The sequence below is a fragment of the Lactobacillus sp. B4007 genome (assembly GCF_026535895.1).
GTDB lineage: Bacteria > Bacillota > Bacilli > Lactobacillales > Lactobacillaceae > Lactobacillus > Lactobacillus panisapium.
On sequence record NZ_JAFNPA010000001.1, the window covers coordinates 138,254 to 151,830 of the forward strand.

A 13,577-nucleotide genomic window follows, 5' to 3' on the forward strand; every position below is an offset into this window, starting at 1 on the left:
CTTCAATCCTAGCTTAACCGCCACTATACAAAAGCAGGTTATTGGTCAATTAGTAAAATGCTAAACATTACAATGTATTGAACTGCTGTGCAACATTTTTAGGTGTAAAGCCAAATGATTTGATAACCTCATCACCTTTGCCGCTTTTACCAAAAGTATCAACTCCCATCACTTTACCCTTTGTTCCGACATATTGGTACCAGCTCATGCTTGCACCCATCTCTACAGCCAGACGTTTCGTTACCTTTGCCGGTAAAATTTCTTCTTGGTAGCTAACCGGCTGCTCGTTAAATAAATTCATTGCTGGCATGGAAACCACACGGACATCTTTTCCCGCTTTTTCTAGGAGTGCTTTAGCTTTCAAAGCAAGGCTAACTTCCGAGCCAGCCGCCAAGATAATTCCATCTGGATTTGGTTTAACCGAATCTGAAACGATATATGCACCTTTTTCTACGGGAGCATTCTTAGTTTCTTTCAAAACTGGTAGTGCTTGACGCGATGTAACTAATAAAGTTGGACGATTAGTCGTTTTACCAATTAATTGCCATGCGGCAAGAGTTTCATTAGCATCAGCAGGTCGAATAACGTTTAAATTAGGCATTGCGCGATACGAGGTCAGGTGCTCAATTGGTTCATGCGTTGGGCCATCTTCTCCGACCGCAATTGAGTCATGCGAACCAATAAAGATTGACGGCAAATTCATTAGGGCAGCCAAACGAATTGCTGAACGAAGATAATCAGTAAATACTAAAAAGGTTGAACAGAATGCTCTATTTCCCCCATGGAGATTCATCCCATTAATTGCAGAACCCATGCCAAATTCACGTACGCCAAAGAAAACATTGCAACCAGCTGGATCTGTCTTGGTAAAATTACCAGCTTTTTCCAAGAAGGTTTTATTTGAAGATGATAAGTCGGCCGCTCCTCCCCAAAATGTGGGATTTTCATGGGCAATTTGCTGCATGATATCATGACTAGCCACCCTAGTAGAAACTAAATCCCCATTGCGATAATTAGAAACCAAATCCTCCACTTTGAGAGTAGCAGACTTTAATTGCTTCACCTTATCTGGGTACTTAGCAGAGTATTGTCTAAAGGTGTTAAGCCATTGATCATAATTTTGCTTTTTGCTTGCAACAGCTTGGTCAAAATAGTCATAAACTTTTTTAGGAAATTTAAATGGTTCAGATGTCCAATTGAAAAACTCACGCATTTTCGAAATGTTTTCCTGCCCTAAGGCAGCCCCATGGACAGCACTTGTACCTGCTTGTGGACTCCCATAGCCAATGGTGGTTTTAACTTCAATTAAAGAAGGTTTTGCGGTTTTTTGAGCAAGACGAATTGCTCTCACAATTGCGTTGACATCAGTATCCCCATCTTCAACTTGATAGTAGTCCCACGAAGCCGCCTCAACACGTTCTTTAACATTTTCATTAGTACTCAAATTTAAAGGACCATCAAGTGAAACATTATTTGAATCATAAAGCACAATTAACTTCGATAGCCCTTTGCTACCAGCCAAGCTTATGGCTTCTTCGCTTAAGCCTTCCATTAAGTCACCGTCACCAATAATTGTGTATGTATAATGATCAATGATGTTAAATCCAGGTTTATTATAAAGAGCAGCTAAGTGCTTTTCAGCCATTGCCATACCTACAGCCATTGCAAGTCCCTGCGCTAAAGGACCTGTTGTCGCATCTACTCCACTGGGATAGCCTTTTTCAGGATGTCCTGGCGTTTTAGAATCCAATTGGCGGAAGCTTTTTAGATCAGTGACTGTGAGTCCAAAATGATTAAAGTAAAGTAAGCTGTATAAAAGAGCCGAGCCATGACCTGCTGAAAGGATAAATCGGTCTCGATTTATCCAATTGGGCTTTTCTGGGTTAAAATTCATTACTTTTTCCCATAATCCGTATGCCATCGGGGATGCATCAATCGCTACTCCGGGGTGTCCGCTATTTGCTCGCTGAATCATATCAGTACTTAAGAAACGTAAAGCATTAACCGCTTGCATCTCTTCATTATTCATAATTTAACTCCTCATTTCAATTTGAATTTATGTTTAATCAAACTAGTTTTCAGCCTTTTGAACTTCTTGGCTTTTTCCAGGTTTCATTAAAAAGCTGCAAAGAATTACAACTATTAAGAATCCGATAATGCCGCAAGCAACAATAGTTGCGCCAAAATGACCTAAGTTACCTAGTAAGATACCTGGGATTAAATAATCAGTGTCTGCAAAAGTCGAAGCAGCCATCTTCAGATTTCCCAAAACCGGTAAAATGTAGAGCGGCAACCAACTAATTAGCAAACTGTTAACTATCGCTCCAATAATTGCGCCCCGACGACCACCTTTTGAATTGCCATAAATCGCTGCTGCCGCGCCACAGAAGAAATGACCTACGACTCCTGGTATGATAACAACCGTATGCATTGCAACCATAACAAACATACTAATAGTTCCTACTATAAAGCTAACGAAAAATCCTAAAAGGACAGCGTTAGGAGCAAATGGAAAAATAATTGGTACATCAAGTGCTGGTTTTGAATTTGGTACTACCTTTTTAGCAATTCCTTGGAATGCTGGCACTATTTCGGCTAAAATCATCCGCACGCCTTGTAAAACAACTGCAAAACCTGCCGCAAAAGTTCCGGCTTGAACAATAGCAAAAATAATAGAATTAGTACCGTTACTTAGCTTCGTTTCAACAAAATGTGGTCCAGCAATAATTGCTAAAATTATGTATACAATCGACATTACAATGGTAATTGAAACCGTAGAATCCCTTAAAAATCCTAGAGCTTTAGGAATTTTAATATCTTCAGTGCTATGTTTTTTATTTCCAGACCATTTACCAACATAGCCAGCAATTGCATATCCGATATTACCAGTATGTCCCATCGCCAAATTATCAGAGTGAGTTATCTCGCGCATAAAAGGCTGACAAAGTGCTGGGGTTATAGTAAGAAGTGTTCCTTCAAAAATGCCGCCAAGCACGATTGTTTTCCAGTCATCTTTCATCCCTGCACTTAATAAGATTACTGCCGTTAAACAGGATACGTAGAGCATTGCTTGTCCTGTCAAAAAGATATATTTAAATTTCGTAAATCTTGCTAGTAACACATTAACGATCATGCCAACAAGCATTATTAGTGCAGTTATTGAACCGTACTTAACTAACGCAATTGCAACAACGGCTTCGTTACTTGGAACAACCCCTTGAACGCCCAACGCAAATTTAAACATTTTAGCAAATGGTACCAATGCATTACTTAAAATAGTCGAGCCACCAGTTAAAATTAAAAAACCAGCAAAAGTTTTGATAGTGCCTTGAACTGTTTCTGTTGCGCTTTTTTTCTGAAGAAGCAATCCAATCATTGCAATTAGACCAACCAATAAAGCTGGAGTAGTTGCAATACTTTCAAACAGATTCAAAATTCCATTCATAAAAATACCCCATTTTAAAATTCATTCTTAAGCTTTGGATAGTTAGTCATGCGCAATACCGTTTTTATCAAGAATTGCGTTGACTTTTTCTTTTAACTCATCAGCGTCAATCAGACTATTCAAAATGACGATTTTATCTTTCGGTAAATTTCCTGCCGAAGTTTCTAGCGTTGGATCTAAAAAGAAGTAATCTGCTTGGTCTTCGGTAGTACTGCCAATATCTGAATGATCTACTTTAATGTCAGTCTTTACGTTTTCTTCTTCTAAGATATTTTGGATATTCATCTGTACCATAAAGCTGCTTCCTAAACCTGACTGACAAAGAGCTTTAAATTTCATAATATTTCTCCTAACTATTTAAGATGTTCAAGATTTCTTCAACAGTTGTTGTAGCCAGTATTTTTTTAACTGTTTCTCTATTCATCAAAACTTTAAGTAATTGCTTTATAACTTCTAAATGACTTGTATTGTCAGTGGCAGCAAGCACAAACCATAATTTGATTGGATGATCCTTATTTACTAAAGCTATTTCTCTATTAGTCTTTAATAAGGATAGGCCAACCTTTTTAACGCTTTTACTCGGTCGCGAATGTGCCAATGCAATGTAGGGTCCAATATTGATGTACGGTCCTTCTTGTTCGACCACTTTTATGACATCTTGCACATATTCTTTTTCGATCGTTCCGTTGTCCAAAAGCGGCTTAGCTGCTAACCTAATTGCTGCTTGCCAATCAATACCATCTCCATTTGCGACTTGCACCGTTTGCTTATTCAGTTGTTCATTTATCACGTAATCACCTCTAATCGCTGGCAATAGTATGTTAAGCGATTTCAGAAATTACAAAAAGTGCAATTATGTTACTTGTTACTGTGCAAAAAATGAACTAGTATGAAATAAACTAAATGATAAATAAAGTTAAATCAGTGGTGATTGTTTATGAAGTTTACAAGTACAAAACATGGAAATGAGATTATTCATGAATTAGTTAATGCCACCTCTATTACTTCTTTAAAAACTCTGGAAGATCACTTGAATCTCTCTCGCCGTAGTATCTTTTACGCAATTAAGAGATTAAATAAAGAATTAGATATGATGGGCTTAGATCTAATCGAAAACGTCCGCGGAGCTGGTTATCAATTAACCAAGGATACACAAAAGAAAATTATTGACTTAGAAAGCAAAAAAAGGCTCCCAATTAACTTTTTTGATTTTTTTGAGAACTTTATTGATTTTAAAAATTTAATGCAAAAAGACAGAATTACACTAATGAAATTCTGCCTAATTTCGCGAAAACAAACTTCTTTAAATGATTTAACCAAGTATTTCAACGTTAGTAAGAATACGGTTATTAAAGACTTAGGTATCATTAAAAACAATTTACCTGATACACTAACGCTAAAAAATGGCCAACACGGAAAAACCATTGTTGGCGATGAGATAGCTTGCCGACAATGGGTCTTCGAAAATTTTCTTCAGCTGTTAAACCTGATTTCTCCTTATACCAAATTTATTAAAAATAAGTGGTTTGAATATCAACTTCGGCTACTAGAAAAAATAACAGGAAATTATTTTACTGATGAATCGCTTCTTATTTTATCTAATTTTATCGGCTGGGATTTTGAACGGATTCTCAGTCGACCAAATTGTCTCTTGAATACAGATATTGCAGAAGAGAACTATTCTTTAACCTATACTTGGGCAATGAGCTTACTAAATGATTTAAAAATCAATTCTAAAGCTGAGGCTGCCTTTCTAGCAGAAATTGTTAATACCAAAGCTTTTCAGCATATCAATGAAGATAATCCTATGATTAGCCGGATTAAACCTATCTCTAAGCACATTATTCAAAGATTTGATGATATTGCTGGAGTCAATCTTTCAAATTCGGATAACTCTTTAAATATGAAGTTAACTATTCATCTTGTTTCAACCTATTACCGGGTAAAATACCAAATTAATTATCGCAACCCGCTAGTTAACCAAATTAAATCCACTTATACAGAAACCTTTGAACTTGTAAGACTAGCAATTTTACCTTTTAACGAATTCACAAGAGCAAAGCTCTCAGATGATGAAATAGCGTTAATCACCGTTTACTTTTGCGGGGCACTCCGAAATTTAGACTATAAACTGAAAAAAAAAGAAAATGTCATGGTGGTATGTTCAAGCGGGATAGGAACTTCCGAACTTTTAATTTCACAGCTCCGTAGTCATTACCCCAGCATTAACTTCACTGGCCCTTTCAACATTTTTGAATATGAAAATTCTTCTTTTCAAGACGTCAAATTAGTGATAAGTACGATCAAGATCACTAAAAATTTGGATGAAGTGCCAGTGATGACTGTTCCAGTAATTCTGAGTGATAGTGATTTACAAGAGATTGAAAATAGATTTCAAGAAGTCGGGTTGGTAGCCTATAAAAAAATTAACAACATTAATCCAGTAACAATAATGGATATCGTTGCTAATCATGCCAGAATATTCGACCCTACAGGTCTAGAGAAAGACTTACGGCTATATCTTTCTAACAGCTCAAAATTAAAATTAGAAGAAGATAACGTACCAGAAGCTGAATTCACATTTGAAGTTGTTAATAGGTCTTATAACTGGGAAAAAGCAATTCAACTATCTTTAGCAAAATTACTCAGCAAAAATGTCATTACCGCAAAATATATCGCCGAAATCATCAATTTAACAAAAACTAAGGGCACCTATATGGCAATTGGTAAGGGAATATTTTTAGCACACGCAACGCCGAAAGCAGGAGTAAATCGTCTGGGTGTTAGCTATACCCTTTTTAAGAAGCCGTTTGAAATAAACCACCAAAAAATCTTTTTTGTAGTTGGAATTGCCCCTGTTGATAATAAAAAGCACTTAAAAGTATTGGGCCAATTATTACAGCATTCTAAAAGCGAAAACTGGCTTAAACAGCTACGTGAGATTGCCACACCAATGGCATTAAAAAAGCACGTCTTTTTGTAGGCGAAGTAACTTTTGGATCAGAAAACAAAACAGATTTTGCGGTCATTTTTAGCTAGAATTTAAGAACTATCTGATGTTTCTTACCTCATCTTAAGCAATTTTGTTAAAAACAAAAAATGCCTTAGCATCAGTGTTTCAAGTCATTGATACTAAGACAGATTTTCTTTATCGGGAAAACAGGATTCGAACCTGCGACCTCTACGTCCCGAACGTAGCGCTCTACCAAGCTGAGCTATTTCCCGATTAACAAAAAAACTCACCGCGCGGTGAGTTTTTATTTTTTTGAGCGGAAGACGGGATTCGAACCCGCGACCCCCACCATGGCAAGGTGATGTTCTACCACTGAACTACTTCCGCAAGACAAATATTATTATAGCAAACCCTATCTGATTTGCAACCCTTTTTGACAAAAAAATTCACGAAATTGCAACTGGCACATCAAACCTAGCGTTTTTGGGGGGTCAGCAAAGGAAAAATTTTGAACTTCTACGATCTTTTAGTAATAATTACCCCCACCTATAGCTCTGATACTCGATCAAGATATATAATTAATGAAAAATTCTGTATTGAGGTTGGTGATAAAAATGAAACATAGCCTAGAAAAATTAGTCAGATGCCCCGAAGGCGAATTAAAATTTACGGATAATCAAGTGCAATTGTTGCTGGGCAATATCGGTAACTTAGATCCAGTTATTCGCGATGATCTTGTCTATACTTTATTTGCCCGCGGCTTTTTAGAACGCGCATTTACTCATGAGCAAGAACAAACTATTATTAATACATTTATAACAGAAAAGAAGCTCTTTAAAGATATTGCTAAACCACAAAATGACAATGTTTTTTTAAGATCATTCAGTGCCTTATTAGGCTCCGTCATACTCGAAACAGATCAGGAAACGGAAATTTTGACGAACGAGCAGCGAAAGCAGCTCTTTGCATGGAGCATTGACTACCTCCTGCGTGAAAAAGATTATCGCGGCTATGTTGAAGGCAAAGGCTGGGCCCATAGCATTGCCCACGGTAGTGACTTTCTGGGGGCAGCTTTAAGCCATCCTAAGTTTTTGAAACAGGAGCAAAGCAGGGTTATGCAAATAATCCCGACAATTTTTAAAAAGATGGACGCGCCCTTTGTCGATGATGAGGAGCAGCGCCTTGCTTTTGCCTTTTACCAAGGTGTTAAAACTGACAAAATTGCCCTTAGCAGCTTCATTGAACTTATTAATCAAAGCGACGTAGCGCGATATCAGGAATTGCAAAAAGACGATTTGCTGTCATGGCGTAAATTAAGTACTTGGTTACGCCTTTTACAAAACTGGTACTTCTTCTTTGATGCTACCAAAGATTTACAGGTTATTTTAAAGGAAAAAATCACGAAATACTATACCGAAATGGGCTATTGATCAAACAACCTTTTTCTGGTCTTTTTAGCCAACTTATCACAATTTAATTATCCGATATTGTTTAAACTCATCTGCAAACGAAAATTTAACAATAAAAGGCATAATTGGCTGAATGGCCTTAAACTTTAAGTAGTCAAAGGTAGGGTCAAAATAATTAATGACCGTGCCAATAGCGTTGCCATGACCGGCAATAATTACTCGCTGTTTTTCGTGATTCTTAATGACAAATTCCAAGGCCTTAATATTTCTTTGTTGCGTTTGTCGTAAAGATTCGCCTTTAGGCAATTTATAATCGAAATTAGCCCATTGGGATTCACAAAATTCATGGAAGTTAGAAATCCAGCTATCACCGACTTTTCTTTCTCTAAAAGCTTCAATTCGCTTAACTTTTAACTTTTTTTGTTTGGCAACGGGCTGAATAGTCTCAACCGCGCGTTTATATGGGCTGGAATAAATGGCACTTATGTTTTGATTGCTAAAATATTCTACTAATTTTTGGCAATCAGCCAACCCTTTTTTGGATAACGGCCTGGTTAAGTCGTTGTGATTACTTAAGTCTGGTTCGGCATGCCGAACAAAATATACAATAGTCATTTAAACTTTTCTCTTTCAGTTAGATTTAATGTTAAAAAGTGACTTACAGCCATTACTATTAATTGGTTACAAAAAAGCAAACCATTAAAATTAAAGGCTTGCTTTTTACAGACATATTATGTTAATTATCTTTTTTCTTTTTCATGTCTTCTTCAACTTCGCGTTCGATGTCTTCAATTCTTTCAGGACGCATTGTTGGGAAGAGTAAAACATCCCTAATTGCTGGTGCATCAGTTAAAAGCATTACCAAACGGTCAATACCGATGCCGAGACCACCTGTAGGCGGCATTCCGTATTCCATTGCCCGCAAGTAATCTTCATCAATCATATCAGCTTCATCGTTACCGGCTTCACGCTCTGCCATTTGTGCTTCAAACCGTTCACGTTGATCATCTGGGTCATTCAATTCAGAAAAGGCATTACCGTATTCTTCACCCATGATATAGATTTCAAAGCGATCAGTAAACCGAGGATCATCAGCATTCTTTTTAGCCAGTGGTGAAATTTCAACTGGGTGACCATAGACAAAGGTTGGGTCAACAATTGTTTCTTCACAGTATTTTTCAAAGAAAGCGTTAATAATGTGACCGACCTTCCAAAAGCTTTCCACCTTGATATCATGATCTTCAGCAATCTTAGTTGCTTCCTCAACGCTCATTTCTTTCCAGAAATCAACGCCGGTTTTTTCTTTAATCAAATCAACCATGTGAACACGACGGAATGGCTTGCCAAGATCAATTTCGGTACCCTGGTAAGTTACCTTACCATCATCCGTAACAACGTTAGCAGCTGCCCGAATAATGCCTTCTGCTTCATCCATCACATCGTGGAAGTCCCAGTATGCGGCATAGGTTTCCAGTTCAGTAAATTCTGGGTTATGGTGAGTATCTAGACCTTCATTTCTGAACACACGACCAATTTCGTAAACCCGTTCCATATCACCGACAATCAAGCGCTTAAGAGGTAATTCAAGTGCTATTCTCATGTATAAGTCAATATCAAGAGCATTGTGGTGAGTAATAAATGGCCGAGCTTCAGCACCACCAGGGATATTGTGTAAAACTGGCGTTTCAACTTCCAAGAAGTCCTTACCATTCAAGAAATCACGGATTGCTTGAATAATCTTAGTCCGGTTAACAAAACGTTCATAACTTTCGTGATTAGTAATTAAGTCCAAATAACGTTGACGGTAGATTTGTTCAACATCTTTCAAACCATGGTATTTATCTGGCAAAGGCCGTAAAGCTTTAGATAAGAAAGTTACGTGCAAAGCCCGAATGGTTAATTCACCAGTATCGGTCTTCATCACTTCGCCATCGATACCTAAGAAGTCACCAATATCAGATTTTTTGAAAATCTGGTAGTTTTCTTCACCGACGATGTCTTTACGAACGTAAATCTGAATCTTACCAGTTCTGTCATAAAGATCAGCAAAACCAACTTTACCCTTACCTCTTTTTGCCAACATTCTGCCAGCAACTTTGGTCTTAGGGAGCTCGCTATTTAACTCATCCTTATCATCTTGTGCGTATTTTTCATTTAAAGTTCGAGCCAAATCTTGCCGGTCAAATTTTCTCATGCCAAATGGCTCAATCCCATTTTCGCGTAATTCTTCCATTTTTTGGCGGCGAACGATTAATTGGTCGTTCATTTCACTTTTAGCCAATTACTTTTCCTCCATTATCTTTCTATTTTCGCTTCTAGCAGCCTTTTGTGCTTGCCTTGCTTCATAGTCCTCAACAAAATTGTCAAGTAAGTCATAAACCTCTTGTGCCGTCCAAACTTCATTTATTTTAGCACGAGTACGGGCTGAACGGGGAATTCCCTTCAAATAATATGCTGCTTGTTGCCTAAACTCTGGGACAGCAATTTTTTCACCCTTAAGATCTACTAGGCCCTTCAACTGGTGTTTAGCAGTTGCTACCCGCTCACGAACCGTCTGAGGTGCGAGCTTTTCACCAGTGTCCAAATAATGAACCATATCTTTGACAATCCACGGATTACCTAAAGCAGCGCGGCCGATCATGACAGCGGTACAGCCAATTTCATCTAAGGCCTTTTTAGCAAGTTCAGGTGTTGTAATGTCACCGTTAGCAACAAATGGCACGTCAAGTACTTGAGCTACCTCATGAAGCGTCTCCCAGTCTGCTTCACCGGCATACATTTGTTTCCGCGTTCTGCCGTGCATCGCAATCATACTAGCACCCGCTTCTTGGGCAGCTAAGGCATTTTCAACTGCAAAAATATGCTTACGATCCCAACCAATCCGCATTTTAACGGAAACGGGCTTAGAAACATTTTGGACTACGGCGTGCACCATTTGATAAATTTTGTTAGCATCCAAAAGCCACTTCGACCCCGCATCGGTCTTAGTGATTTTTGGTACCGGACACCCCATATTAATATCAATAATATCAGCCGCCGTGTGTTGATCAATATATTGTGCCGCTTCAAGCAGTGTTTCCTCTGTACCACCAAAAATTTGAATACTCATTGGGTGTTCACGCGGATCAACCTGCATCATCGACATTGTTTTTTTATTACGATAAATGATTCCATGATCAGAAATCATCTCGCACACAACCAAGCCGGCACCGAATTCCTTACAAATCATCCGAAAAGCCGAATTCGATACTCCGGCCATCGGCGCTACAACAACCCGGTTTGGGATGGTTATTTCGCGAATTTTCCAGCTATTATTCACCAAATCATCCTTTCAAATACTTTAACATCATAACAAAAAGGATCTTATAAGCAAAATTTCTGGCTATTATGCATGCTAAAATTTAAGTAATTTAATTTTTGATTATTCAATAAAGAAATTGCACGGTGCAACCCGATTGTAGTAACGCAAAAAGGCTTCTTTACTGTGATCGTCAACTGAAATATTGGTGACACCAGCATTTTGCATTTCACCAATTTTAGAAATTTTCTTACTTCCCAAAATGTTCTGTACCATCGACCGCGAAGCAGTACCATGGAATACCAATGCAACTGATTCATTCACATGCCGCTGAACAAGGTCATGCCAAAAGTCGGTTAAACGTGCAGCTAAATGCTCGTAACTTTCACCGGTACAATAATTAGTATAATTTTCAGTAAAATACCCTAAATCATCAAAGGCCTGTGGGTATTTCGAGCGAATATCTACAGCAGATTTTCCGTCCCAATTACCATAATTCATTTCCTTAAGCCGGTCGTCATAAATAATGTTGTGCTTATTTTGATTCAATATCTCAGCCGTTTGCTTAGCCCTAGTTAAGGGACTGGCGTAGACATAATCAATTTTATTAATGTCAAAACTATCACGTAAAGCTTCAGCCTGCTTAATTCCCGTTTCGTTTAAGGGCAGGTTGGTTCCTGAACCATTAATGGCTAAGGTTTTATTAGTATCAGTTTGACCATGACGCACAATATACACGTTTAGCATTTAGTTACACTCCTTATTCTATTTCGATTCAACTTCTCCATTATAATCAAATTTAGTAATTGCCGCACCCTAATTTTAAGGAATAATTAAGTGCTAGCCCTAGTTTTTTTACAACTCCACCACATGTTTATAATAGCGAAGTTCTGCTGTCCGGTGAATGACACTAATAATCGTACTCTTAGGTAGATATTGTTTAAGCATTTTATAGACGGTAGCAATCGATTTTTCATCCAAATTACTCGTAAATTCATCTAACAACAAAATTTGTGGTTTAGTGATAATCGCCCGCAAAAAGAGGATTTTTTGTTCCTCACCGCCTGAAATTTTATTCTTAAAATCTCCAGGCGTTTTATCAATTAAATCAGTCGGGGATTTAATCAGTGAATCTAACCCAATTTCCTGGACTAAGCCGTAAATTTTCTGAAGATCAACTTGATGGTCTGGATAACAGATATTAGCCATTAGGGACCGATTAAACAAGGAGGCATCCTGCGCAACATACATTATGGTAGGCCTATCACTAAACGGAAGAATAATTTGCCCTTCATCTAGTTGATAAAAGCCACTGATAATTTTTAGCAAGGTACTCTTTCCCGCTCCGTTCGGGCCAATCAGCGCGGACATTTCGCCCTTTTTAAAATTGAGCTTTAAATTACTTAAAACCGGGTGTTGTCCGTGATATGAATAACTGATGCCGTTAATGATAATTTCTTGTTTACTGCCGTCCAGCTGGAAGCAAGTGAGTGGAACTTTTTCTACTTTACCGTATTCAAGTTCAGCAAGCCCTGCCCGAATCCGGTTTAACAGTTCCTCAATTGCCAAATATTGTGTACCAAAACCGGACAAATTTAAAATGGAATACAATAAAATCAGCACAATTGAAAGGGACTGTGAGTCATGAGTGCCTAATAAAAATTGACTGATTCCTGCAATCACACAAGCTAAGATAACAATCATTAATTGTTGCAGCAGCGCTGCCTTGTTTGTAATTGCTTGGACCTTGATAAATGAACTTTGCTCGTGGGCAAGAATTTTGTCCATCTTGTCCTGTTCATATTTAGCTGCGTCACTCGAGATAATTGTTTCAACATTACGATAATAATCAACAATATACTCATTGACTTTAGAGGCACTACTTAAAGAAGAAGCCACATTTTGCCGATTTTTCCTTGCCATCATTATCGAAACTAATAGGTAACCGATAAAAAACAATAAGTAGGCCAACCCCAGCCAAATATTTTGCAGACTAAGCAGGATCGTATATAAAAGCAACATCACAGCCATTTGAATTACAACAGCCAAACTAGTTTGTTCTAATTCGCGACAGGCAAAGGATACATCCTTAATATAGCTCTGGACCTTACCAACCGATTGTCTAGCAAAATAACTCAGCGGCTTTTTAGTAATATCTGCCCATAGTTCCTGTTTGGAATATTTGCGCACAGCCTGAATAAAACCGTTGTTGAGGCAATTAATTAGCGGCATCATCATGAGCGAAATTGCTAGTAATAACAGAACAATTACCCTGTTAGTTTGCGTTTGCTTTTGCGCAAATAACTGATTAATCAAATAAGGCTGTAAAAAATACACCGCATAACTAATAATTAAAAGCACAATAAAAGCCATGACCCGAGCAACACCGATTTTTAAAATTAATTTTTTTAAGTAGTTGGATATCATGACTTTTACCTGTTTATAAAAATATCGTTATTTCACGCCAATTTT

General features: G+C 37.8%; 11 protein-coding genes and 2 tRNA genes. 2 read left to right on the top strand and 11 right to left on the bottom strand.

What is annotated here, in order from left to right; translation table 11 throughout:
* Nucleotides 1-67: 67 nt before the first annotated feature.
* From tkt to J3U54_RS00760, 4 genes are read right to left on the bottom strand one after another with little or no spacing between them, the layout of a single operon-like run.
* The gene (gene tkt, locus J3U54_RS00745) at nt 68-2,029 is read right to left on the bottom strand and encodes a transketolase (protein WP_267384480.1); all 1,962 of its coding nucleotides are present in this window, start codon (nt 2,027-2,029) and stop codon (nt 68-70) included.
* A gap of 42 nt (nt 2,030-2,071) precedes the next feature.
* On the bottom strand, nt 2,072-3,445 hold the full coding sequence (locus J3U54_RS00750) for a PTS ascorbate transporter subunit IIC (RefSeq protein ID WP_267384482.1): 1,374 nt from the start codon (nt 3,443-3,445) through the stop codon (nt 2,072-2,074).
* A gap of 42 nt (nt 3,446-3,487) precedes the next feature.
* Complete coding sequence (locus J3U54_RS00755) at nt 3,488-3,784, bottom strand: PTS sugar transporter subunit IIB (RefSeq protein ID WP_103752363.1); 297 nt, start codon at nt 3,782-3,784, stop codon at nt 3,488-3,490.
* A 10-nt stretch (nt 3,785-3,794) separates the two neighbouring features.
* On the bottom strand, nt 3,795-4,235 hold the full coding sequence (locus J3U54_RS00760) for a PTS sugar transporter subunit IIA (RefSeq protein WP_103752362.1): 441 nt from the start codon (nt 4,233-4,235) through the stop codon (nt 3,795-3,797).
* 147 nt (nt 4,236-4,382) lie between these two features.
* Between J3U54_RS00760 and J3U54_RS00765 the strand changes: the two genes are divergently transcribed.
* A complete protein-coding gene (locus tag J3U54_RS00765) occupies nt 4,383-6,428 on the top strand; it encodes a BglG family transcription antiterminator (RefSeq protein WP_267384489.1) in 2,046 nt (681 codons plus the stop codon).
* 168 nt (nt 6,429-6,596) lie between these two features.
* Here the strand turns inward: J3U54_RS00765 and J3U54_RS00770 are convergent.
* A tRNA-Pro gene (locus J3U54_RS00770) sits at nt 6,597-6,670 on the bottom strand.
* 43 nt (nt 6,671-6,713) lie between these two features.
* A tRNA-Gly gene (locus J3U54_RS00775) sits at nt 6,714-6,785 on the bottom strand.
* Nucleotides 6,786-7,012: 227 nt separating this feature from the next.
* Here J3U54_RS00775 and J3U54_RS00780 point away from each other — a divergent pair.
* Entirely contained in the window at nt 7,013-7,828 is an 816-nt protein-coding gene (locus tag J3U54_RS00780) for a DUF2785 domain-containing protein (RefSeq protein ID WP_198202722.1), read from the top strand.
* 36 nt (nt 7,829-7,864) lie between these two features.
* Here the strand turns inward: J3U54_RS00780 and J3U54_RS00785 are convergent, their stop codons facing one another.
* From J3U54_RS00785 to J3U54_RS00805, 5 genes are all read right to left on the bottom strand, one after another.
* Nucleotides 7,865-8,422: a histidine phosphatase family protein gene (locus J3U54_RS00785; RefSeq protein ID WP_103752358.1), complete on the bottom strand. Its 558-nt coding sequence runs from the start codon at nt 8,420-8,422 to the stop codon at nt 7,865-7,867.
* A 121-nt stretch (nt 8,423-8,543) separates the two neighbouring features.
* Nucleotides 8,544-10,088, bottom strand: a complete 1,545-nt coding sequence (lysS, locus tag J3U54_RS00790) for a lysine--tRNA ligase (RefSeq protein ID WP_103752357.1) — start codon at nt 10,086-10,088, stop codon at nt 8,544-8,546.
* Nucleotides 10,089-11,126 (bottom strand): tRNA dihydrouridine synthase DusB, encoded by a 1,038-nt coding sequence (dusB, locus tag J3U54_RS00795; RefSeq protein WP_164715376.1) that lies wholly within the window; start codon nt 11,124-11,126, stop codon nt 10,089-10,091.
* 102 nt (nt 11,127-11,228) lie between these two features.
* Nucleotides 11,229-11,852 carry a histidine phosphatase family protein gene (locus J3U54_RS00800; RefSeq protein WP_267384501.1) on the bottom strand — a complete coding sequence of 208 codons (624 nt, stop codon included), beginning with the start codon at nt 11,850-11,852 and terminating at the stop codon, nt 11,229-11,231.
* Between the two features lie 108 nt (nt 11,853-11,960).
* Nucleotides 11,961-13,532: an ATP-binding cassette domain-containing protein gene (locus tag J3U54_RS00805; protein WP_267384503.1), complete on the bottom strand. Its 1,572-nt coding sequence runs from the start codon at nt 13,530-13,532 to the stop codon at nt 11,961-11,963.
* Nucleotides 13,533-13,577: the final 45 nt, after the last annotated feature.

What these genes read in the sequence shown, in the direction of transcription:
- tkt (WP_267384480.1), bottom strand. Translation starts at nt 2,029, where the DNA reads ATGAATAATGAAGAGATGCAAGCGGTTAATGCTTTACGTTTCTTAAGT.
- J3U54_RS00750 (WP_267384482.1), bottom strand. Translation starts at nt 3,445, where the DNA reads ATGAATGGAATTTTGAATCTGTTTGAAAGTATTGCAACTACTCCAGCT.
- J3U54_RS00755 (WP_103752363.1), bottom strand. Translation starts at nt 3,784, where the DNA reads ATGAAATTTAAAGCTCTTTGTCAGTCAGGTTTAGGAAGCAGCTTTATG.
- J3U54_RS00765 (WP_267384489.1), top strand. Translation starts at nt 4,383, where the DNA reads ATGAAGTTTACAAGTACAAAACATGGAAATGAGATTATTCATGAATTA.
- J3U54_RS00780 (WP_198202722.1), top strand. Translation starts at nt 7,013, where the DNA reads ATGAAACATAGCCTAGAAAAATTAGTCAGATGCCCCGAAGGCGAATTA.
- J3U54_RS00785 (WP_103752358.1), bottom strand. Translation starts at nt 8,422, where the DNA reads ATGACTATTGTATATTTTGTTCGGCATGCCGAACCAGACTTAAGTAAT.
- J3U54_RS00800 (WP_267384501.1), bottom strand. Translation starts at nt 11,852, where the DNA reads ATGCTAAACGTGTATATTGTGCGTCATGGTCAAACTGATACTAATAAA.
- J3U54_RS00805 (WP_267384503.1), bottom strand. Translation starts at nt 13,532, where the DNA reads ATGATATCCAACTACTTAAAAAAATTAATTTTAAAAATCGGTGTTGCT.